This window comes from Desulfovibrio sp. 6_1_46AFAA (assembly GCF_000224635.1).
Taxonomy (GTDB): Bacteria; Desulfobacterota; Desulfovibrionia; order Desulfovibrionales; family Desulfovibrionaceae; genus Desulfovibrio; species Desulfovibrio fairfieldensis.
This window is the reverse complement of the sequence record NZ_JH114301.1, coordinates 132,066-156,109: the sequence shown is the minus strand read 5'-3', so window position 1 is coordinate 156,109 and position 24,044 is coordinate 132,066. Positions and strand designations below refer to the sequence as shown.

15 protein-coding genes are annotated in these 24,044 nt (G+C 56.7%); 13 read left to right on the top strand and 2 right to left on the bottom strand.

Translation table 11 applies throughout. From position 1 onward, the window contains the following. A partial coding sequence (locus tag HMPREF1022_RS04160; protein WP_009302005.1) for a glycosyltransferase family 2 protein occupies positions 1-445 on the bottom strand: 445 nt, incomplete at its 3' end. A 109-nt stretch (positions 446-554) separates the two neighbouring features. Next, positions 555-3,920, bottom strand: a complete 3,366-nt coding sequence (locus HMPREF1022_RS04155) for a beta strand repeat-containing protein (protein WP_009302004.1) — start codon at positions 3,918-3,920, stop codon at positions 555-557. Between the two features lie 355 nt (positions 3,921-4,275). Here HMPREF1022_RS04155 and HMPREF1022_RS04150 point away from each other — a divergent pair, with 355 nt between their 5' ends. The 13 genes from HMPREF1022_RS04150 to HMPREF1022_RS04095 form a co-directional block, all read left to right on the top strand. Then, positions 4,276-4,935 (top strand): recombinase family protein, encoded by a 660-nt coding sequence (locus tag HMPREF1022_RS04150; protein WP_442852259.1) that lies wholly within the window; start codon positions 4,276-4,278, stop codon positions 4,933-4,935. A gap of 544 nt (positions 4,936-5,479) precedes the next feature. Then, positions 5,480-7,255 (top strand): type I secretion system permease/ATPase, encoded by a 1,776-nt coding sequence (locus HMPREF1022_RS04145; protein WP_009302002.1) that lies wholly within the window; start codon positions 5,480-5,482, stop codon positions 7,253-7,255. Further along, a complete protein-coding gene (locus HMPREF1022_RS04140; RefSeq protein ID WP_009302001.1) occupies positions 7,248-8,633 on the top strand; it encodes an HlyD family type I secretion periplasmic adaptor subunit in 1,386 nt (461 codons plus the stop codon). The genes HMPREF1022_RS04145 and HMPREF1022_RS04140 overlap by 8 nt, the downstream gene beginning before the upstream one ends. A 2-nt stretch (positions 8,634-8,635) precedes the next feature. Continuing rightward, the gene (locus tag HMPREF1022_RS18445) at positions 8,636-9,664 is read left to right on the top strand and encodes a hypothetical protein (protein ID WP_009302000.1); all 1,029 of its coding nucleotides are present in this window, start codon (positions 8,636-8,638) and stop codon (positions 9,662-9,664) included. Then, positions 9,661-11,001, top strand: coding sequence for a TolC family protein (locus HMPREF1022_RS04130; RefSeq protein ID WP_009301999.1), 1,341 nt, complete (start codon positions 9,661-9,663; stop codon positions 10,999-11,001). The genes HMPREF1022_RS18445 and HMPREF1022_RS04130 overlap by 4 nt, the downstream gene beginning before the upstream one ends. Positions 11,002-11,160: 159 nt before the next feature. Continuing rightward, positions 11,161-13,530, top strand: coding sequence for a glycosyltransferase (locus HMPREF1022_RS17025; RefSeq protein ID WP_009301998.1), 2,370 nt, complete (start codon positions 11,161-11,163; stop codon positions 13,528-13,530). A 13-nt stretch (positions 13,531-13,543) separates the two neighbouring features. Further along, on the top strand, positions 13,544-16,477 hold the full coding sequence (locus HMPREF1022_RS04125) for a rhamnan synthesis F family protein (protein WP_009301997.1): 2,934 nt from the start codon (positions 13,544-13,546) through the stop codon (positions 16,475-16,477). A 194-nt stretch (positions 16,478-16,671) separates the two neighbouring features. Then, the gene (locus HMPREF1022_RS04120; RefSeq protein ID WP_009301996.1) at positions 16,672-17,493 is read left to right on the top strand and encodes an ABC transporter permease; all 822 of its coding nucleotides are present in this window, start codon (positions 16,672-16,674) and stop codon (positions 17,491-17,493) included. Next, a complete protein-coding gene (locus HMPREF1022_RS04115; protein ID WP_009301995.1) occupies positions 17,483-18,850 on the top strand; it encodes an ABC transporter ATP-binding protein in 1,368 nt (455 codons plus the stop codon). The genes HMPREF1022_RS04120 and HMPREF1022_RS04115 overlap by 11 nt, the downstream gene beginning before the upstream one ends. 8 nt (positions 18,851-18,858) lie before the next feature. Beyond that, a complete protein-coding gene (locus HMPREF1022_RS04110) occupies positions 18,859-19,746 on the top strand; it encodes a class I SAM-dependent methyltransferase (RefSeq protein WP_009301994.1) in 888 nt (295 codons plus the stop codon). A gap of 39 nt (positions 19,747-19,785) precedes the next feature. Beyond that, entirely contained in the window at positions 19,786-20,340 is a 555-nt protein-coding gene (rfbC, locus tag HMPREF1022_RS04105; RefSeq protein WP_009301993.1) for a dTDP-4-dehydrorhamnose 3,5-epimerase, read from the top strand. Positions 20,341-20,726: 386 nt separating this feature from the next. Continuing rightward, complete coding sequence (locus HMPREF1022_RS04100) at positions 20,727-23,483, top strand: beta strand repeat-containing protein (protein WP_009301992.1); 2,757 nt, start codon at positions 20,727-20,729, stop codon at positions 23,481-23,483. A 105-nt stretch (positions 23,484-23,588) separates the two neighbouring features. Beyond that, a partial coding sequence (locus tag HMPREF1022_RS04095) for a glycosyltransferase family 2 protein (RefSeq protein WP_009301991.1) occupies positions 23,589-24,044 on the top strand: 456 nt, incomplete at its 3' end.

Genomic DNA, 24,044 nt, shown 5'->3' with positions numbered 1-24,044 from the left:
GGGCATGCCAGCGCATGACGCGCGGCACATAGCCCTCAAACCAGGCCATATCGGCTCCGGGCATGGCAAAGGGGGCTATGTCGTTGCAGACCACGCCCGCGTTGTTTTTTTCCGCTGTTTCCAGGCGGCGTTCCAGACACAGGGGATGCCAGAGGTCGTCGGCCTCCAGAAAGGCCGTCCAGCGGCCCCTTGCTTCTGCCAGCGCCAGAGCCAGGGCGGCGGGCAGGCCGTGATTTCTGCCGTCCGCATGGGTCAGCAGGCGCACTCTGGAGTCGCGCGCGGCAAAGCTCCGGGCCACGGCCGGGGATTGGTCCGTGGAACCGTCCTCCACCAGCAGCAGCTCGAAATCCGCCATGCTCTGGCCCAGCACGCCGCGCAGCGCGCCCGGCAGATAGCGGGCGTAGTTGTAGCTGGGCACGATGACCGTGACGGCGGGAGCGGACATGAAAGATCTCCCGGAAGGGATGCCGCGCGGCGGCGGATGCGGAATGAGGGAAAGAGAAGGCCCCGCCCCCGATGGGGGCGGGGCTCTGGATCAGAAGTTAGTGGGAGGATTAGGCGATGTGGTCAGTGACATCCGCAGTGACGCCCAGTAACTGGATGGCGCTCTCAGTATCGTCTATGGCGGTAGCGGTTAAGAGATAAGAGTTGCCCATATAAACGGCCTGTTTCGCATTTGCTCCATCAGCGAACGTAATGTCAGCCGGGTCAGCTGTGATACCAATTGTAGCAAGGAATGTGACAACCTGATCCGCGTTCAGCTGGACTGCGCTAAAGCCGGTGAAATTATCACCTTCTGCCACATTGAAGTCGGCCTCGGTCACAGTCATTATCGTCTTACCGAGGGCGGCGCTGTGAGCATATGTATCCTTTCCAAGGCCGCCTGTGAGCGTAAACGTGGAAGTTGCACCAGCAGAGGCTGCACCATGGAGAGTGAATGTGTCATCGCCAGCGCCACCGATCAGCGTACCCCCTGCGGTAGCAGTAATAGCGCTACTGCTGTAACCTCGCAGGCCGCTGAGGTCGATGGAGGTAATACTGCTCCCATCGATCACTGCTATAGTATCAGTGTCGCCGCCCATATCGCCGGTGACCTTGATCCCGGTGGTGTTGGCGTGAGCTTTGATCGTCACAACGTCATCGCCCGCGCCGGTGTCGAGCGATACGTTCATCGTGGTGCCAGCGCCCTTGCCGGTAAGGGATACGGTATCCACACCCAGCCCGCCGGTGTAGGTAAGGGTATCAGTAACCATGGAACTGAAGGTGTTCGCGCCAATTTCGGAACCCTTGATGACGACCGTATCCGCCGTAATCGCGCCGATGGCTGCATCAACGCCGCTGCTGTTACTGGCAACGATGGCCCCCAGATAGCCGGAGGCGTCCAGGTTCACGGTGTTGCCTCCAAGCGTGCCAAAGGTCATATCGCTGTTGCCGTCGAAGTTCACCGTGATGGTCTTGCCGGTGGTAACGCCCGCTTTAAAGGCAGCGTCTGTCGCGTTGCCGCCCAGCACGCCCATGGCGTCAATGTTCACATCTCCGGTGGCGGTAATGTTGCCCACAACGGTCGTGCCGAGCTGGGCGGCGTGGATGGTCACATTGTTGCCGCCCACGGTACCGACCTTGGCGGCACCCGTCACGTCGGCAAGATTCAAGGCCACATCACCGGTTCCGGCGCCAGTATTACCCAGTGTCAACCCGCCTTCCAGGCCGCTGGCGTCCACTGTGATGCCGTATTCCTGCGTGAGAGAGCCCAGAGCACCCAGCGTCACCTGCGAAGTCGCATCCGCGCCGGAAAGGGTGAGCTGGTTGACGGCGCCCAGTGCCACGCCGCCGGAGAGATGCCCTTTGTTCGCGGCCAGGGTCACGTTCTGGGCGCTGGAGAAAGAGCTGCCGGTGATATCCATAGCCGAACCGGCGGTGATGCTCACGTCAGTGGCCTTGCTCGCCTGAATATTCACCACATCCGTGCCGCTACCCTGGGCGGCATCCACAAGCACGGAACTGGCCGCGCCCACATTGAAGATGGAAGCCTTCAGCAGACCTTCCGCATCAATGGTAAGGCTCTGGGCTTTGTTCGCGGTCAGGGTACCGCCAAAAGAGGTCATTTCGGCCTTGCCGTCGCTGCCCAGGCCGCTGGCCACATTCACGGTCACATCCGCAGCGGCGCCAAAGCTCAGCGCCCCGTTCACCTGAGTGTATTCGCCCACGTTGACCGTGGCCGAGGTGGCCTTGGAGGCGGCCACGGTGGTGCTGACGCTGTCGGCGGTTTTGTCGGTCTTGCTGGCCACAGTGTTATAGGTAAGCGCGGTGGCGGCGTTCAACGAAACGGAACCAGCCGTAGTTCCCGACGCGGTGACGGTGAAGGTGGAGGCGTCCATATTGGCCAAAGTCACATCCGCGCCATTCTTCACGGTCAGGGAATTGAAGTCGGACATGTTTTTGCCGGAAAGGGTGAGCGTGCCGCCATCGGCCGTAATATTCTCAAAGCCGGACATGGTGGGTTGCAGGGTGCCGTTGACGCCTTGCAGAATCAGGCTGTCATTGCCGGCTCCGCCTTCAAGAACGGCGTTGGCGGCAAGGCCTGCCACCGTAATGGTGTCGTCGCCGGAACCGCCCTTGACGGTCGCCAGCCCCATGGCATCGCTCAGATCGGCCGTCACATTGCCGCTGAGGGCCGAAGCGTCGAAGCCGGTTATACCCGCGACATTGTTGACATCCAGATTGCCGGAGCCGGAGACGGTTACGGTTTTGGAAGCGGCGGCGCTCAGATCCGCATAGTTGTCGCCCGTGACCTTCACGGCCAGATTTTCAATGCCGTTGGCGGTAACGGCCACATGCTTGGCGGCTGTGTCGCCGTCTTTGGCGGTGCCCACGTTATTGAGGCCCAGGGTCAGCGCGTCGGCATCGCCCTGCACCGCGTCAGCGGTAAAGCCGATGCTGGTCGAGCCCGCCTTGAGGCCCTGCACATTGACGGTGACGCCGGCGGCGGAAAGATCAGCAAGATTGACGGCCGCGCCCGTGTCGTTGAGCGTCCAGGTTTTTACACCGTCAACGCCCTTGGCCGAGAAACCGCGGGCGATGCTTCCTTCATTGGTCAACACGACCTTTTCCACATTGGTCATAGAGCCGGTGGTGAAGCCGGAGAAATTGCCCTGCATGGCCACATTCAGAGTGTCGTTGCCCTCCGCGCCGTCGATGACGTCTTCGCTGTTCAGGGTGCGGTCGGCGGTCAGAGAGGAGGCCACGCCGTTGATCACGTCGTCGTCGGCTGTGCCCGTAATGTGGTCGGTGCCGGTGGTCAGGGTGAAAGTTTCGCCCGGATTGGAAGGAGTGTAGGGATCAAAATCCGTGACGACCCGTTCGTCGGACGGCACCGGGGGAACGGAAAGGCCTTCATCCTTGCCGTACTGGGCATAATGTTCCAAGGGGTTGAGGCCCGCTTCCTTAAAGGCGGCCAGCATGGATTCTTCTGTCCAGCCCTTATCCGGCTCGGCAGCCTGAAGCTGCGCCAGCTTGGCTGTGAAGTAGCCGCTGGTGTCAAATTGATTGGAGGGGTTGATCCCTTCATACATGCCGTATTGTGTGTAATGATCCCAAGCAGTCAGACCGGCGTCGTTGAATGCCGCCAGTACGTCGGCCTCGGTCCAGTCGGATTTTGGCTCGTCAGGGTCGCTGTTGAGCTGTGCCGCCTTGGCCGCGAGGTATTCCGCCACGTTGAACATGGGATTGGGGCTGATGTTCTCGGCATTGCCGTAGGCGACGAAATGCTCGTAGGCGCTCATGCCCGCGGCTTCAATGGCGGCCAGCGCCGAATCCGCAGTCCAATCGGTTCTATCGTTGAACTTGGTGGCGTTCAACTGCACCGCTTTATTATTAAGATAATTTTTTTCCTCAAACCAAGTAGGAACTTCAACAGCCATGTGTTTTCCTCCAGAGAGTTAAAAGTCGAGAAGCCTAACTTCTCATTTTTTACAATAATCCTATACAGATAATCGCACTATGCTCGGCCTGAAGCCCACCCTTCCTTAGCTTCAGCCACACACAAGATGCCCGCAAAAGTGTAACAATAGGGTACACCCTATTGTTACAAAATTAGAAATTCTATTTTATAACCCAATTATATATTATTTTTTATTTTTATTAAAAACAAATAGATTTAAAATGAATTATGAATAATACAAAAGATGAGATATACAAGAAAAAAAGAATATCTGCTTCGCATTGCATACCAAATGAGATGACAGAGCATCTCGTTATATCCTCATGGAATAACGCATGCGGGAGAAAGCTATGGATATAGGCTACATCAGGGTCAGCTCATACGATCAGCATACAGACAGACAGCTGGATGGAGTCCGTCTTGAAAAGATATATACGGATATGATCAGCGGCAAAGACACGAACCGGCCTGAATTGCAGAAGTGCATTACGGCGTTGCAACATGGTGACACGCTGCATGTCCACAGCATCGACAGATTGACGAGAAATTTGCAGGATCTGCTTCTGCTGCTTTCGGAAATGGCCGAAAGGGGCGTCACAGTGCGGTTTCACAAAGAGAAACTGACTTTTTCAAGCGACAGCTCGCCCTTTCAAAAACTGCACCTGCAGATTATCGGCGCTGTGGCTGAATTCGAACGGGCTTTTATTCGTGAGCGCCAGCGGGAAGGCATTGCCATCGCCAAGGCGAAGGGTAAATATAAAGGGCGCAAGCGTGCGCTTTCAGCGGAGCAACTGGAAGAAATCTCCCGGCGCATTGCAAGAGAGTCCGTGAGCCGCATCGCGGAGGAATATGGGGTGTCCCGCCAGACCATCTACAGATCGCTGCGCCAGAACGAGGAAGGCGGCATGCGCTCCGTCCGGGATTCCCGAAAAGGCTGTACGGGCCTGCGTCATGAATCCCCGTGGCATGGCCGGGAGCGACGAACCCATACCTGAACGGGATGAGGAATCAGCCTCAAAGAAAAAGTTGACAAATTCATACCGGAGGGTTATTGCTGGAACGTCTTTGAGCGGTGTCTCATAGAGGTGTACCTCATTAAAACCCGGCAACGCGTTTTGACGTTCACCTCGGCGGTCGCATTTTTTTCTTGTTGCTGCCGGATTCCCGTAAAAGACATTCTTCGGGCGTTTGCATGACGCCGGGCGCTTTCCGGTTCAATACACGAGCATGAGCACGAAAGTTCGGCATGAGTTCTTCTGTCGGACAGGGTATTCGCAATGAATGCCGCATGGAATTGATAGATAAGTAGGAAATGAAAGTTTTCTAGTCTGTTGAGGCCGAATCTGGTAAGATTTCGGCCACTAGGTGTTTGTGCAATTTACCTCTGGACAAAGCCTTCCCCTGAAATTATAGTCTGCGCCGTATTGAACCCCCAACGGCGTCACCGCTCGTTTCGCCGCGCCCGTCGGCCATGGAAAGGCATTCTCTCCTTCCGTGCTTTCTTTTCCTGTGCCCGGCGGCTAAGGAAAGTGCCTCTTCATGCAAGATTTTCTGCGCTCGTGCCGGTATTTCTTCGGATATGCCTTCTTCTTCAGTATGTTCGTCAATATTCTGCAGCTGACGTTTTCCATCTACATGCTGCAGGTTTATGACAAGGTGCTGACCAGCTACAATCTTTCGACACTGGCGGTCATCACCATCGCCGCCGTCATCGCGCTGGTGGTCATGGCTTTGCTGGAGTGGATCCGCTCACGCCTGCTGGTACGGGCCGGCATTGAGTTCGACCACATGCTCAGCCGCGACGTGTTGAAGCTGAATCTGCAAAACGCGGGAGCGCCTGCCGGCAAACCTGCCGAGCAGAACGGCAATTTGCGCGACGTGCAGAGCCTGCGCAATTTTCTGGGCGGCAACGCGGTATTCGCGTTTTTCGACGTGCCCTGGATGCCCATCTATTTCGCCCTGATTTTCATCCTGCATCCCTCGCTGGGAATGGTGGCTGTGGGAGGCGGCCTGCTGGTCCTGATTCTGGGCGTCCTCACCGAGCGGCTGACCCGCAAGCGTCTGGAAGCGGCAAGCCATCTCAACGCCCATTCCTTCAATCTTACCGGCGCGGCCATGCGCAACGCCAGCATCGTGCGCTCCATGGGCATGATCGGCAATGTCACGGCGCGCTGGGGCAAGGTCAACGACCTGATCATCCGACTCCAGACGCGGGCCAGCCGCAGCGCGGGCCTGATCCACGCGGTCAGCAAATCCCTGCGGGTCGGCCTGCAGGTGCTGATCTACGCCGTGGGCGCGTATCTGACGGTCATGCACGAATCCACGGCCGGGGTCATGATCGCCGCGTCCATCGTCATGGGCCGCGCGCTCGCGCCCATTGATCAGGCCATGGCCACCTACAAGCAGTCTCTGGAAGCCCGGGGAGCCTATGGCCGCCTGAAGACCCTGCTCGACGCCCCGCGCCCTCTCCCGGCCATGGACCTGCCGGAACCGCAGGGCGAGCTGACCGCCGAAAATCTCTATTTCGCCGCCGGGGGACGGCCCATCATCAAGGGCATATCCTTTCGCATGCCCGCCGGGCAGTCCCTGGCCATCATCGGCCCCAGCGCGGCGGGCAAGTCCACCCTCTGCAAGCTGCTGCTGAACATCTGGGAGCCCACAAGCGGCAAAGTGCGCATCGACCGCGCGGACATGGCTTCCTGGGATTCGGAAAAGCTCGGCCCCTTTCTCGGCTATCTGCCGCAGGATGTGGAGCTGTTTTCCGGCAGCGTGGCGGAAAATATCGCCCGGCTCGGCGAGGTGGATTCCGCCAAGGTCATCAAGGCGGCCCGGATGGCGGGCGTGCATGAAATGATTCTGGCCCTGCCCAAGGGCTACGACACCCAGATCGGCGACCAGGGCGCGGCCCTTTCCGGCGGACAGCGCCAGCGCATCGGCCTGGCGCGCGCCCTGTACGGCGATCCGCGCGTTATCGTGCTGGACGAGCCCAACTCCAATCTGGACGAAGAGGGCGAGGCCTCGCTGGCGCAGGCCGTGCTGCATCTCAAGCAACAGCGTACCACCCTGATTCTGGTAACCCACAAGCCCAATATCCTTTCCATTGTGGACAACATCATGATGGTGCAGGACGGACAGATTGCCCTGTGCGGGGCGCGTCAGGAAGTGCTGGCCAAGCTGGCGGAGCTCCAGAAACAGCAGCGCGAGGAAGCGGCCAAAGCCAGACTGTTGCGGGAGGCGCTGGAAAGGCGCAAGGCCGCCTCCCCGGAAAATCCCGATGAACTGCAAAGCGGCGACGGGGAGCCTGAACATGCGTAAGCAACTGAGCAGGGCCCTGGCCGTCATTGAAACCAGCGTCATCAAGCCCATCGTCAGCGCCGCGGAAAAACGCCAGGCCGCCAAGGGCGAAAATGTGGAAGACCCCCGCCGCATCATCCGCCAGGGGCTTCTGGTGGTGGGCCTTTTTTTCGGGGCGCTGGGAATCTGGTCGGTTTTCGGCCACATCAGCGGGGCCGTGGTGGCGCCGGGCAAGATCAAGATCGAAACGGAACGCAAAACCGTGCAGCATCTTGAAGGCGGCATTGTGGACGCCATTCTGGTGCGCGAAGGCGAGGAAGTGGCGGCGGGCCGGCCTCTCATCCTGCTGGAATCCGTGCAGATCGACGCCAGCGCCAGTATGCTGCAAAAGCAGCTTGTGGCCCAGCAGGCCGCCGGAATCCGGCTGGCCGCCGAAAAGGATCTGAAAGCGGGACTGCACTGGCCCGACGATCTGCGCCGCATGGCCGAAGAGCGCCACAGCCTGGACGTGCTGGACAACGAGGCTAAAATTTTCGCCGCCCGGCGGGAGGCTCTCAACGCGCAGATTTCCCTGCTGAACACCCAGCTTGCTCAGCTGGACGCCCAAGTGGCCGGTTTTGACGATCAGGTCAAGGCCGAGCAGGCCATTATCGGCACGCTTAACGAAGAACTGCGCGCCAAGCGGCAGCTCTATAATGAGCGCTATCTGGAAAAATCGCAGATTCTGGAGCTGGAACGTACCCTGGCCAGCCATCAGGGCAACCGGGGGCGCCTCAAACAGTCCATTGCCGAGGCCAAACAGCGGGCCGCCGAGCTGCATCTGCGCATCGAGGACGTGAAAGTGCGTTTTGTGGAAGAAGCCACCAGCTCCCTCGGCAAACTTGAAAACGACATCATCCAGACCCGCGAGCGCCTCCGCCCGCTCAAGGACGCAAAAAGGCGCCTGCAGATCGTGGCCCCGGTAGGCGGGCGCGTGGTGGACCTCAAGGTGCATTCCAAGGGCGGGGTCGTGCGTCCGGGCGAGCCGCTCATGGACATCGTGCCCCACGACAATCCCCTGATTGTGGAAACCCATGTGCCGGTCAACAAGATCACGGAAGTCCACATCGGGCAGGACGCCCTGGTGCAGCTCGACGCCTTTGACACCCGGCTCATCCCGCACATGCCGGCCAAGGTCACCTACATTTCGGCCGACCGCCTGGAAGAACGCACCGGCGCGGGCGTGATGCCCTACTATCTCTGCTATGTGGAAATCGATCCCAAGGCCCTGAAAGAGGCCAAACTCTACCTTTCGCCGGGCATGCCCGCCACGGTTTTCATCACCACCCAGCAGCGCACGGTTCTCTTTTATATGATGGAGCCGCTGCTCAAAAACTGGGACAGGGCGTTGAGGGAATGAGCATGTACCGCTTTGCCGCAATTTTCCTCCTGTGGGTGGCGACGGTTCTTCCCCAGGTCTCACAGGCCGCCGTCGCCGCCCTTTCCACCCATGTCCCGCTGCAGGCGGCCAGCCTGTACACGGGTGGGGAGCACGCCAACGGCGGGGAACAGCGGGTGGAGCTCTATCTGCTGGACGGCAATTTTTTCGTCCTGCGCCAGATTGCCGCGCCCAGGGGCAAAAAAGCCGTTACGCGGGACATGACCGGTTCCTGGCGGCAGGTGGAGGACGGCGCTTTGCTGCAACTGACCAACCGCTACGGCTTGGCGCTCAGCCTGAATATCGGCGGAAGCGGCAATCTGTACGGAGATTTCTTCCCCGCGCCCGACGGATTTCCACACAGCCTGGCCCTGAAAAAAGTCCCGTTCCGCAAGCCGTCCTTCAGCATCATGGGCAGGCTGGATCGCATTGCGGGCCGCGCGACGCTGACCGACAGCGCCACAGGCCGGGTGTTCGCGCCCGCTGAAGGCGAGGCGCTGGCGGCCCTGCCCGGGGAGGCTCCCCTCTTTGTGGATGCGGTGGTCCTGCCCGCAAAAAACGGCTGTGCCGTCCAGCGCATCCGGAGTTTTTCCACCCGTTTTCCGTCACAGGCCGGGTCCCCGCCTACAGACGGGGACTTTGCCGCCAGGGTGGCGGGCGAGGTCTGGCTTCTGCCTTCCCTGCCGGGCCTGCCCGCCGCCTCCTGCATTTTCAGCGAGCGGGGCAAAGGGCAAGGCGCGCTGGAAGTGACCGGGCCGGGCCTGCGGCTGACGGCGGACTATGCCCTGCGGGGGCCGGACCTGACATTCTCCGTCAGGAAGGAGGACGCCCGCATGTTGGATGCCTGCGGGGCTGAGTCTCTGCCGCGCATGCTGTCCTCTGTGCGCTCATGGTCGCTGGAAGGCGGGTCGCTGGCACTCACCGCCGCCGACGGACAGAGCTTTCTGCTGGAAAAAGCCGCGCCGGGCCGCCGGGCCGGAAGCGCCGTCGCGCCCAAAGGATACAAGAGATGAACACAGGTTGCCGTCTTTTTTGGTTTCGCCTTCTGCTGCTGCCGCTCTGCACCGCGCTGCCGCTCCGGGAACCGGATGCTCCGCGCGCCGCGGAAACCTTCACCATGGAGCAGGCCGTGGCCCGTGCCATGCAGGCCAATCCCGGCGTGGAGGCGAAAATGCTGCTGCTGGAACAGGCCCGGCTGAACGTGGGCGTGGCCCAGAGCTATTTCTGGCCGCGCGTTTCCCTGGTGGGCACCACCAGCCGCGTCCAGAACTACGAGGAAGTGCAGACCTACAACAGCGACAATCTCACCAGCGACAACTGGTCCAAAGGTCTTCGGGCCTCGCTCTCCCTGTTCGCCGGTTTCGCCCATCTGAACAATCTGCAGAAATCCCGCATCGCGGTGGAGGTGGAGAAAGCCCGCCACCGACAGGCCCGTCTGGAACTGGGCAGCAACGTGCAGCTTCAGTTTTTGCAACTGCTCAAATGCCGCGAGGATCTCAAAAGCGCGGAAGAGGCCGTGGCCCGCATTGAAACCCAGCTCAAGGCCGCGGAGGCCTTCGTCAAAGTGGGCATGGCCCCTTACGTCAATGTGCTCCAGAACCGAACCGAGCTTTCCAGCGCACGGCAGCAGGTCATCCGCGTCAACAACGACATCCGCAACGCGGAAGTGCAGCTCAACAGATATCTGGGATTTTCTCCGGACCGCCCTGCGCGCTATGTCGGCAATCTCAAAAATTTCTCCAGCAACGTCGGATACACGGAAGAGGAAGCCGTCGCAGCTGCCATACGGCAGCGGCCTGACCTGGCCATGGCCCGGAAGTCGGTGGAGGTGGCCTACAAGGACATGCACATCGCCATGGGACAGTATCTGCCCCGCGTGGACGCCACCTACGACAATATGAGCTCCAGCAAGGAATACGACGACAAACGCTATCAGGGCTACACCCGCAACTACTGGGCGGCAGGGCTGAATTTCTCCTGGGAAATATTTTCCGGCGGCGAAACAACCTTTTCCACCCTGGCTGACCGCAAAAAGGCCCAGTCCCTGCAAAAAGACTACGAGGACGCCATGTCCGGCGCGCGCACCGACGTGATCCGCTCGCTGCTGGACATCAAGGCCGCCAGGGAACTCATCGCCGCCTCCCGCCAGGGCGTGGACGCGGCCCGCGAAAGCTACGCCATGGCCAACAAACGCTACATGACCAATACCGGCACCATCACCGAACTGCTGGACGCCCAGCTCAAGCTGACCCAGGCCGAAAACGACGCCAGCCGCGCCCTGACCGAATACCACAGCGCGCGTGTCCGCTTCTTTTACCATATCGGACGCGAGAATCCGGGGCTGAGGTAAGGGGCTGCCCTAGAACATTTTGCGTTTGAAATTATCGCTTAACGACGAAGTAAATTCGCCTTGCAATAATTTATCAGTGCGGATTTTTACGGAAAATCTGCACAGAACCTTGAGATATTTTCAATATCAAAACGCTCTAAACGGCATGCGGAGGACAGAGTGATAATTTTTTTACGACGTCTGAAATTCGTTGTCGGCTCATATCTGCGCAATATTGTGATGGCTTTCTGTCTTATCCCATCTACTTTTGTTTATTATAAAGACGCTAAAAATATATATGAAAGCATAAAAGATATAAAATATTTTTTCAAAAAACAATTGGAAAACGCAAGCCAGATAGCAGCACAGATGCGCTTGCCGGACTTTCCGGCAAGTTTTCTTTCATTGTCCATGTTTGTATTTGCCCTGCGGCTGTATCAGAATAAAAGTTTTATCATTTCGATACGCCAGACGACACAGAATATAAAAAGCCACGGTTTGTCCGGTTTAACGTCTTTTGATCAGATAATCCCATTTTCTTCTCCGGGCGCAATAATTCTGTTTCAACGCGTTCTTGATGTATGGAATGGACCATCACCCAGAGCTGCAGAGACAGTCATGCCGGTAACAGTGCTTGTGCCGGTCTACAATGGACTTGCACATCTGAAAAAACTTCTTCCAGACATTATCAACCGCAGTCCACTTCAAGCATGTTTTATTTTTATTGATGACGCAAGCAGCGATACAGACGCAAGCGCTTTTTTACAAAATTTTATAAAGGATTATAAAAACTGCTCTCTTATACGCAATAGCGAAAATCTTGGATTTGTAAAGACGGTTAACAAAGGTATGTCGATGGTCAAGACACCTCTGGCCGTCATTGCCAATACAGATATTGTCGTCCCTGAAGGCTGGCTTGAGCGACTGCTTCGCCCCTTCAACGGAAACGGCAGGATAGCGTCAGCAACGCCGTTTTCCAATTCTGCCGTTTTTTTCAGTTTCCCCAAATCCGGGCAGGACAATGTTCTGATTCCGCCCTTCACACTGGAGGAGGTGGACGGCGCTTTTTCCGGCATCAAGGATGAGATAACGCCAGAATGCAGAATACACTCAGGAGTCGGTTTCTGCATGGCTATCAACATGGCCTGCTGGCATGAAATCGGGCCATTTGATGCTTTTGCCTTCGGCAAAGGCTACGGGGAAGAAACAGACTGGTGTATGCGGGCCGACTCCAGAGGCTGGAACAATATTCTAGTTCCCAACCTGTTTGTGCAACACTGGCACGGTGGAACTTTTCTTCCCGAAGAGAAAGCACTCCTGTGCGCGGAACATTTGGCTATCATCACAAAGCGTTGGCCCAAGCAGATCACGGACATGCATAGACATGTGATCACAGCCCCTTGGAGCCCCTACAGGGCTTTGGCGTCTCTTCTACTCGCTGATGGGGGCAAGGGCTGTCTCCTGCTGATCGACTGGCAAAAAGGCGGCAATGGAGCTTATGCATATAGAGAATCGCAGGTACAAAAGCTATCAAATGATGGATGGCGTGTATTATTATTGACATATACCGATATAGCTCAATTTTTTAATATCGAATTTAAATTCATTGATTCAGACATATCCATATCAATAAACATAAATGATATAGAATGTCTTTTTAAAATTGCAAATATAAAATATGTATTTATCAACAATCTTGCTTTTTTAAGACAACCTGAAACATTTATTGAAGTTTTGAGCAAAATTAAAAAACAACATAATTTTCATATTAAATACGTATTACATGATTTTTTATGTGTATGCACATCTTTCTTCTTGTTAGATTCGCACGATAAGTACTGCTCAGGAGGATCTAAATCAAAATGTAAAGACTGTATAAAAATACAAAGGAATAAAGTATTATACCGAGATGATATTTATACATGGAGAAAATACTGGTCTTTATTGTTTTCACTATGTGATAGTATTTCTTGTTTTTCAGAATCAACGATGAAAATAGTAACAAAATTTTTTAAAATATCAGACAAAATTACTGTATGTGAACATTCTCCATTACTACCATCACTAGTAGGTAGCTGGATTAAACCAAGTAGCACATCCAATAAATATCATATTGTATTTATTGGAAATTTTGAAATTTGTAAGGGGAGAAATATTATACTTGAGATTGCTGAAAAAATAAAAACTCAAAAACTTCCCCTTCGTTTGATTGTCTTGGGAAGAAATGATGCTGGCTGCCAGCATAGTGCGATTACATTTCATGGCGCATATAATCGATGTGAATTACCAGAAATTTTAAAAAAATATGAGGTTGCCGCCGCGTTATTTCCTTCCATCTGGCCGGAGACATTCAGCTATGTTGTTCAGGAAATTATGCTGATGCGGCTCCCGCTGGTCTGCTTTGACTTGGGCGCCCCCGCTGAACGTATCAGAAAGTACGAATATGCCCACGCTGAACTGGCACGCGAAATTTCAGCCGACGGCATGCTGCGGGCTCTGGATATACTACTGACCAGAGAATACAGGGTCCGAATACTACAATCCTCCTGATGCAGGGATGGCCATGCTCTATCGATATCTTGCCGCCATACTGTTGCTTCCGGCGTCCTTATCTGTGTTCCCGTCTTGGCGGAAATGGACAGCGGCTCTGAACAATGGGGCTCCCTTCTTTTTTTCTCAGGTGGTCAAGCAGGCCCCCGACCTGATTCGCTGCAGAGGGTGGACATCCGTCTTCGTCTATTGGCCGATGAAGATCGGTATCACACTTATTCGTTCTGGAAGCTTGCGGCTGACAGCCCAAAAGTGTCTGAGAATATTCCGTTGGAGTGGACGCCGGGACACGTCCGAACAACGCGCCATCAGCACACGGCCGGTTCCCATAGCTCATGTTCACAATCTGCTGCGTAACAACAGCATCAAGGTCGTCAGTTTCGACATTTTCGATACCCTGCTGACGCGGCCGGTACTGCATCCCAAGGATATTTTTCATCTGGTGGCGGCCAGAGTGAAGGAACGCTTGAACCTGGATTTCATCGCCATGCGTTGGAAGGCTGAGGAGCGGCTTGGCTTCCACGCAAATATCCATGAAATCTACGAGGACATCCAGCAGCGTTTCAGGCTCGACCGGCAGACGGCGCAAACACTCATGGATGAGGAAATTCGCTGCGAAACCATCTTGCTTGGACCGCGTCCGGAAATCAAAAAACTTTATGACGAGGCTGTCAGTCAGGGGAAGCGGATTATTGCCGTTTCAGACATGTATCTGCCCGGCAACATACTTAAGGGCATTTTACGGAAAAATGGCTATGAACCAGATGCCATATATGTTTCTTGTGACTACAGGCAACGTAAAAGTACTGGTAGTCTATATAATATAGTTATCAGTAAAGAGAGCGTTCAGCCCTCGGAAATACTGCACATTGGTGACGATTATACTTCTGATTTTGAAGCCGCTGTGCGAGCGCGGATTGTCGCAGTACATTATCCCTCCGCCCTGGGTGGATTATTTTTTGGTGAAAACCGAATACAGCGGATCTTGGATCGAAGTGCCTCCTCCTCCCCGTACTGGAGCCTGCTTCTGGGCTATAGCCTGAACTCCTTTTTTCGGCGGGAAGACGAAAATGCCCATCCGCTGTCGGACGTAAGAGACTTGCGTCATTTCGCGGCGTTGACAATAGCGCCTCTGCTGACAGGGTATAGCCTCTCCCTTATGCGGGACAAACGTATTCAAGATACATACAAACAGATCAATTTTGCTTCGCGCGACGGCTATCTGCCTCGGGAGGTGTACGAGATTACTCGCCATTATCTGAGAGGTATTCCAGGTGTTTACTGCCATGCGGGGCGGCGGGCATACTATCCTTTTCTATACCAGTCATTCCAGGAGTACGCCGAATCCAGACGCCACTGCGGCGATGCAAACTACACGCTGCATGATTTTCTCAAGGCCCATTTTGCCGGTTCCACGCTTCTTGCGGATCTGGAGCGAAATCTTACCGATGAAGAAAAAGCTCTACCCTTTTTTGAACAACAAGAAAAGGCCCTAGTTGTCCTCGGACGCATGAAAAAAAACATCGAAAATTTTTTGGACCACAAGCGCGCACGAATACAAAAATATTACGGCAGCGTTCTGTCAGCGGCAGAGCAGCACCATATCGTCTTTGATCTGGGATACTCCGGCTCCATCGGCCGTGCACTGACCGCGATCTGCGGTAACCCCGTGGATAAACTATTTTTTTGGGAAGATCCGGAAAATAGGATAGCTGACAGGGAATGTGGTTCCACCACTCGCCTCTTCGGCAGCGATGACAAAGACGCTGCCACCAGTATTTTGCTTGAAGAACTTTTCTCCCCCTGTGAAGGCGGTGTGGTGGATTTTGATGCGGACGGCACCCCCGTACTGGAAGATATCGCCGCCAGCGATGCCATGAAAGCGGATCTGGACGCTGTCCACCAAACCTGTTGCGAGTTCGCAGCTGGATTTTGCGAGCGCTTCGGTGACTATGCAAAGTATATCGCACCGGAGAACGGCGAAGGCATCTTTGCCGTCATCCGATATCTTCTGGGGGAGGCGCCGTTCTGCAACCTACGGATTTTCAAAAACATTCAGTTCCCTGATCCCATATATTACAAGCAATGCCCCTCATTGGAAAAAAAGGTGGAACACCTGCTGCCGCACGCGACGCCTTTTTCCGGAACGGGCTTTGAATCGCCGCATAACCGGATTGCCTACCGTCCGCCGTTAAGCGTTCCTCCCCGTGTTGGTGTGCATCTGCATCTGCACAACATGACTCTTGCCTCTGAAATAGTGCGCTATCTCCAGGATTTTCCCACCTTTTTTGACCTCTACATCACAATAACAGACGCTGCATCCGCGCAAACGGCCAGGCATCTGTTTGGCCGCAGTTTTATCCCCAATGCTGACGCTGTCATGATCCTGCCGGTTCAAAACCGAGGCAGGGATGTAGCGCCGTGGGTTTTAGGCATGCGCCCCTTTCAGGACAAATATGAGTTGTTTTGTCACATTCATGCCAAGGAATCCCGCTATGTATCTTTTGGCAACGGCTGGCGCACATATCTTTTCGACAATCTGATTCACTGTGACGCTGTTCGCGATATCCTTGACCTCTTTCAGGCGTACCCGCAGCTGGGTTGCCTTTTTCCTCCTCCCTACGAAAAACTACGGAGTTTTATGGTCTCCCGCGACATATCGCCCGCTGGTCTGAAGGGCGAAATGAATCTGGCCTCCGCCTTGCTACGCCGAATGGGCCTGCACACTGAAATCTGCCGGTCGGAAATTTTTTTTCCCATGGGCAATATGCTCTGGTATCGCCCCCAAGCACTGCGCCAGCTCTTTACATGTAACTTGTCTCTTGAAGAATTTGCGCCCGAACCTCTTGGTGTGGAAGGAAGCCTTGCCCACGCCATTGAGCGCTTGCCTGCTGTCATGGCCACAAAAAACGGGTATCGGACCGGCACCTTCGTTAGAGCGTTTTGATATTAAAGATATCTCAACGCTCTGTGCGGATTTTCAATGAAAATACGCACAGAGAAATTACTGCAAGGCGAATTTAATTCACCGTTAAGCGATAATTTCAAGCGCAAATTGCTCTACATCTAAAGCATTTCAACGTTGGAATGCTCTAACGAAGGTTGCTCTTATTCCGAACTAAAACAGGAGTATAATATTTCGTGCTAGCCGTGTTAGACATATCCGCCGCTCCACGCCTGCTGTGGCGTCACAGAAGCCTGTTCCGGCAGTTGATCATCAGAAACATCAGCGCCCGCTATCGCGGTTCCGTGCTGGGTCTGGCATGGAGCTTCGCCCACCCCCTGATGATGCTGGCGGTCTATACCTTTGTTTTCGGCATCATTTTCAAGGCGCGCTGGGGAGTGGAAGCTCTGGACGAGAACAGGGCCGCCTTTCCCCTGATCATGTTCTGCGGTCTGGCGGTCTTCAATCTTTTTTCCGAAAGCATCAACAGCAGCGGCAGTCTCATCGTGAATCACGCCGGTTTTGTCAAAAAGGTCATCTTTCCCCTGGAGCTGCTGCCGGTCTGCACGGTGGTCACGGCCTTTTTCTTCGGCGCGGCCTGGTTCTGCCTGCTTCTGCTGGGGGCCTGTGTTTTTCTGCAATCCTTGCCGTGGACCATCTGCCTGCTGCCCCTGACCCTGCTGCCCCTGCTGTTGTTCAGCACGGGGCTCTCGTTCATCATCGCCGCCTTCGGGGCCTATCTGCGGGATATCCCCCAGCTTGTGGGAGTGGTGGCGCAGGTGCTCTTTTTCATGACACCCATTTTCTATTCCGTGGCCATGGTGCCGGAACGCCTGCGCTGGCTGCTGCGGCTGAACCCACTGACCCCCATGGTGGAGGAAACCCGCAAGCTCTTTCTTTACGGGCAGGAGCCCGACTATATGGTCTGTTTGTGGCTGTTTCTCTTTTCTCTGGCGGTATTCCAGATCGGCTTTGTCTGTTTCAGTAAAATGAAGAAAGGATTCGCGGATGTGCTCTGACGCCGGAGCCGTCATCAGTGTGGACGGCATTTCCAAATTCTTCGAAATATACCCCAAGCCGTCGTATCGTCTCTGGCAGATGATATTCAGGGGCAGACGGCGTTTTTATGAGCCGTTCTGGGCGTTGCGGGACATTTCCTTCACTGTGGGGCGCGGGGAGTGCGTGGGGGTTATCGGCCGCAACGGCGCGGGCAAAAGCACGCTGCTCCAAATCATCACCGGCACGCTCGCCGCCTCATCGGGATGCATCGACGTGAAAGGCCGTGTGGCCGCTCTCCTGGAGCTGGGCAGCGGCTTCAACCCCGAATTCACGGGCCGCGAGAACGTCTACCTCAATGCCTCCATCCTCGGCCTGACGCGGGAGGAAACAGACTCCCGCTACGACGACATCGTGGCCTTTGCGGACATCGGCGACTTTATCGACCAACCGGTCAAAAGCTACTCCAGCGGCATGGTGGTGCGTCTGGCCTTTGCCGTGGTGGCCCATGTGGACGCTGACGTGCTGGTCATCGACGAGGCCCTGTCTGTAGGCGATGCCTTTTTCACGCAGAAATGCATGCGCTTCCTGCGCCGCTTCATTGCCGAGCGTACCGCGCTTTTCGTCAGCCATGACACTGCCGCCGTAAACAGCCTGTGCAACAGGGCCATCCTCATGGAACACGGGCGGATAAAGCAGATGGGCAGCCCCAAGGACGTGACGGAAACCTATCTGAAAGACATGTACGAAGCGCACCAGGGCTCCAGTGCCCCCGTCGCCGAAGCATCGGAAACGGCCCCGGAGGAGGAAGACGCGGAGGACAGGGAGCGTGCTTGCACGCCCGAGAATTTCCGCGACATGCGCGCGGATCTCATCAATGCCAGCAACTTGCGCAATGACATTCAGGTCTTCGCCTTCAACGAACGCAGCGCCGACTTTGGCAAAAAGGGCGTCACCATCACCGGAGCCGCTCTCCTGGACGGCAGGGGACGCCCACTGTACTGGGTGGTCGGCGGCGAACCCGTATCTCTGCAAATCACCGTGCGGGCACACAAGGACGTCTTCAGCCCCATTATCGGTTTTTTTCTCAAAAATCGTCTCGGACAACACATCTTCGGGGACAATACCTTTCTGGCCTACCGGGAAAAACCCGTGCTGCTGCGCCGGGGGCAAAGCGCCCGTGCGCTCTTTTCCTTCGTCATGCCCATCCTCGAAACCGGAGACTACAGCTTTTCCATTGCCGTGGCCGAAGGCACCCAAGTGGAGCATATCCAGCATGACTGGAAGCACGACGCTCTGGTTCTGAAATCAGTCACCACCAGCTGTCATACGGGCATGGTGGGCATCCCCATGCAGTGCATCAGCCTCAACGTCATCTAGGAGCCGTCATGGAGTTCACAGGAGAACGTTTTGTCCCCCAATGTCAGGGAGAAATTGCGGCCGAACACTACCACCGCTATTTTTTCGCTTCGGGCTTCGTCGCCGGCAAGCGCGTCCTGGATATCGCCTCCGGCGAAGGCTACGGCACGCATATTCTGGCGCAATCCGCCGCGCACGTCACCGGTGTGGACATTTCCCCGGAAGCCGTGGCCACCGCCACCCAAAAATACGCCGGGGACAGGGTCGCCTTCCTTCAGGGCAGCGCCGCCACGATTCCCCAGCCCGACGCCGCCGTGGACGTGGTGGTCAGCTTTGAAACGCTGGAACATCTGAGCGAACAGGAAGCCATGCTCAGCGAAATCAGACGGGTTTTGCGGCAGGACGGCCTGCTGATCATCTCCACGCCCAACAAGCCGCTATACAGCAGGCAGGGCGACAACCCCTTTCACGTCAAAGAACTCTGCCGGGAAGAATTCGTTGCCCTGCTCAAAAGCCGCTTCGCCCATGTTTCCCTGTTGGGGCAGAAGGTCATGTACGGTTCGCTGCTGAGCGGCACGGGCGGCGAGACCTTACTGCTCCGCCAACGGGAAGAAGACGGCGCTGTGGAGCGTATGCCTTTTACGGAACAGGCCATGTATTTCACAGCCCTTGCCGGCAACGGACCGCTGCCGCCCACTCAGAGTTCGTTTTTCGACTACCCTCTGGAAAAAAGCGATCTGGCGGCGCAACTGCGGGAAAACCTCGCAGAACTGCAAGAGCGCCATGACGCGGCGCAAGCGCGCCTTGAGGCCGTGGAAGCGGCATACACCGCCATCCTTGCCTCGCGCTCGTGGCGCGCCACGGCGCCGCTGCGTCGCCTGCGGCATCTTCTCAAGGGAAAAGGGAACAAAAGCTGAATCTGAAACGCCCTGGTGGGGACAATGAGGAGAACGTGCATGAAAGTGGAACGCACCGCCATTGACGGCGTCATCATCATAAAACCGGACGTGCACGGCGACGCGCTGGGCTTTTTTGTGGAAACCTGGCAGCGGGACCGCTATGCCGACGCGGGCATTGCCATGCCTTTTGTGCAGGACAATCATTCCCGTTCCTCCCGGGGCATTTTGCGGGGCATGCACTTTCAGCGCGAACACCCGCAGGGCAAGCTCGTCCACGTTTCCCTGGGCGCGATCTTTGACGTGGTGGTAGACATCCGCCCCCATTCGCCCACCTTCGGACAGTGGACCGGCGTGACGCTGGACGCGGGACAGCAGCATCAGCTCTGGATTCCCCCGGGCATGGCGCACGGTTTTCTCGCCTTGAGCGACACTGTGCACCTGCACTACAAATGCACGGATTTTTACCATCCCCGGGATGAGGGCTCTCTCCGGTGGGATGATCCCGACATCGGCATCGCCTGGCCATGCACCACACCTGTGCTTTCAGCCAAGGACGCCGCCGCTCCCTTCTGGCGCGAGGTACGTCAATCCCTTCCTGCGCGGGCGCGCTGAACAGTTTCCTGACGGCGTTCCGTCCGGAGCGCCGTCACCAGGGCAGTTTACTCTTTGAACGGTAAGCTGTCCTGAAAACACCCTGAATTACTCGCACATATCGGGGCCCTGACCCTCAAGCCCCCAGAAGGCCGTCCAGCACATCTCTGTTTTCTCCCGCCACACAGCAGCCTATCGGCATCCACGGCCTACCTCCGCCAGATGAACCGCTTCCCCCATATCATTTCCTTCCTGTCGCCGCCGCCAAACGCCTCACCAATAAAGTGTACCCTATTGTTACACCCCTGCTCGCTTTAGACGCGTGAAATCAGGAGAGTGGAACGGCATGTGCCGGACCCGTTTGGAAGTGGCCGATATCAACGGCAGAAATTTTTTTGGAGGAAGTTATGGTATCCTATTTTAATGAGTCCTTCTACCTGAAGGAAAAGCTTGCCCAGCTCAAAGTCGTTGACCCCAATGGCGACCTGAACGGCGGCAAACCCTGGGCCACCACCAGCGAGGTGCAGGCCGCTTTCACCGCCAACGGCCTGACCGCCGAGCAGCATTTCGAACAGTACGGCCAGTATGAGGGCCTGAGCCCGGTGGCTGAATTCGTCGCTGACGAATATCTCGCCATGAAAGCCGCGCAGCTCAACAGCATCAAGCAGGACGGCAAGAGCGACTGGACCGCCGACTCCGCTCTGGCCGCCATCCAGGGCGCCGGTCTGTCCGCGTGGAGCCACTATGTCCAGTATGGCGACAAGGAAGGCATCAGCCCCTCCTACGCCCTGGACGGGGACAAATACTGCCAGGCCAAGGCCGACGCCATGAACGCCGCAGCCGGTGAAGGCGAAAAGAGCGACTGGACCGCCGCCGAAATCAAGACCGCCATCAATGACGCCAACATGAGCGTGCTTGATCACTTTGAAACCTATGCCGGCACGGCTGCCAATGAGGCCGACAAGGCCGATTATCCCGTGGACCACAAGCCGTTCCAGTTTGATCTGACTACGGATGTCGACACCGTCGCCGGCACGGCCGCCGACGAAATCATCAACGGCGCTACCGGCACCAGCCGTGTGGCGACCTTGAACGACGGGGACATGATCGACGGCGGCGCGGGCACCGACACACTCAACGTCGATATGGCCAAGAATTTCACCGGATTCAAAGACGGCTACATGAAAAATGTGGAAATCGTCAATCTCGATTCTTCCGCCAGCTCCGCCGTGTCCTTCAGCGGCAAAGGCAGCGAGGGCGTGCAGACCTATAATCTTTCGGGCGTGGTGAATCTGCAAGACCTCTCCGCCGCCGACATTACTGTGAACCTGGCCGACCGCGCCAAGGGCGCGGCCATTATCAAATTTGCCGACGAGGCCGTCAAGGGCAAGGCGGACACCCTGACTCTCGGCCTTGACAATGTGGGCACTGTGGATGCGGACAAGGGGGATACCCCTGTTACCGTTACCATCAACGGCATTGAGGAGCTCACGGTCAACGCCGCCGGTGAAAACGCGGTAACCCTGAACGGCGGCAACGCTGTCAAGGCGCTGACAGTGACGGGCGACGGCGACCTCAATGCCGCACTTGCCGACACCTCGCTGGAAAGCGTGGACGCGTCCGCCGCCACCGGCGACCTGAGTGTTGACCTCACCGCCGCCAATTCCAAGCTGGCCAGCGTGATCCTCGGCTCCGGCAACGATACGCTCACTCTGGGCATCAACGCTGCCATCGATTGCAGCATTAACGGCGGCGCGGGCGACGACGAGGTCGTGCTGCAGGGTCTTGACGGCGGGGTCAAGGAACTGCAGATGGGCAATGTGGAAACCCTGACCATAGATAGCAACAACACTGCCGCACTGACCCTGTCCGGCGCCAAGACCACCGGTCTGCAGACCGTCAAGCTGGATGCCGCTGGCGCTGCCGTGACCCTGGCGGACTTCCAGAACAGCGCGCTGAACCTGCAGTTCGTGGATACCAACGCCGCTGCCGCGGATGTGATTGTGGCCGACGTGGCCAATCTGAACCTCATTGTGGGCGACGATGACGACACGGTTGACAGCATGGCTGGCGACATCACTGCCGCGGATGCGACCAGCATCGCTCTGAACATTGCGGACAATGCCTCCTTCTCTGGCGCGCTTGTCGCCGACCAGGCCACAAGCCTGACCCTGGACAGCGCGTCCAGCGTGGCACTGACTTTTGCTGCGGCTACGGATCTTTCGTCCATTGAAAACATGGTCCTGAAGAGCAATGGCGCAGTTTCTTTCACTGGTGTTGCCCATCTCGGCGGCAACTCCGACAGCATTGCGGTGGACGCAGCGGCTGTGAAGGGTACGTTCTTGGCTGAATTCGACGCCTATGCGAAGGGTGGCGCGTCGCTGGAAGTGGTCGGCAGTCATCTGGCTGGGAATACAATCACGGTTAACGGCGGCTACGACGACATCGACGTGACCGGCGGCATCCAGGTTGACACGATTACCCTGAAGGATGTCGATGACGCCGACATCAGACTGAACACCGGCCTCGGCAAGGATGTCGTCAGCATTACCGCCGCTGCCAAAGCTGAAGACATCAGCGTTTCCGGCAACCTGGGCAACAACGGGGAAGACGTGACCGTGGACGGCTCTGCCGCCACCAGCGGCATCAAGATCGATCTCAGCGGCCTTGAGGGCTATGCAACGAGCACCATCACCGGCGTTGGCTCCAAAGCCGACACCCTGATCGGCGGCGTTGGCGCTGACAAGATTATTGCCGGAGTTGCTTCCTTTGACGCTGCGCTTGTTGATACTCTGACCGGTGGTGCTGGAGACGACACCTTTGTCGCTGGTAAGACAGCGGCTGGAGAAACTACTGATAACAAGATCACTGTCACGACCGTGATAACCGACTTCGCGTCGTCTGAAGATGGCTTGGCCTTTACTGGCGGTGCTGCGGGATCGGATGCTAACTTTGTCTCTGTAGCTACCCAAGTTGATGTGGCTGCTTTCGTCACTGCGGCTCTTGCTAAGCTTAGTACCACAGTGTTGTACGTAGCTGGCACTGTGGGCAAGGACACCTATGTTCTCCACGGCACTGGCACCGCTAACACAGCAGACGCTCTTGTCCATCTGCAAGGCGTCGAGAACGGCATTGAGTATAATGACATCGTAGATCCTGCCTAACTCTTCCACTAAGCCCTGAACTAGAGCCCCGCCCCTTCCGGGGGCGGGGCTTTTCATATTCCCTTCTGTCCGCCGTCACGCGGCGCCCCTTCCGGGAGATCTTTCATGTCCGCTCCCGCCGTCACGGTCATCGTGCCCAGCTACAACTACGCCCGCTATCTGCCGGGCGCGCTGCGCGGCGTGCTGGGCCAGAGCATGGCGGATTTCGAGCTGCTGCTGGTGGAGGACGGTTCCACGGACCAATCCCCGGCCGTGGCCCGGAGCTTTGCCGCGCGCGACTCCAGAGTGCGCCTGCTGACCCATGCGGACGGCAGAAATCACGGCCTGCCCGCCGCCCTGGCTCTGGCGCTGGCAGAAGCAAGGGGCCGCTGGACGGCCTTTCTGGAGGCCGACGACCTCTGGCATCCCCTGTGTCTGGAACGCCGCCTGGAAACAGCGGAAAAAAACAACGCGGGCGTGGTCTGCAACGACATAGCCCCCTTTGCCATGCCCGGAGCCGATATGGCCTGGTTTGAGGGCTATGTGCCGCGCGTCATGCGCTGGCATGCCCGGCTTGCCCCG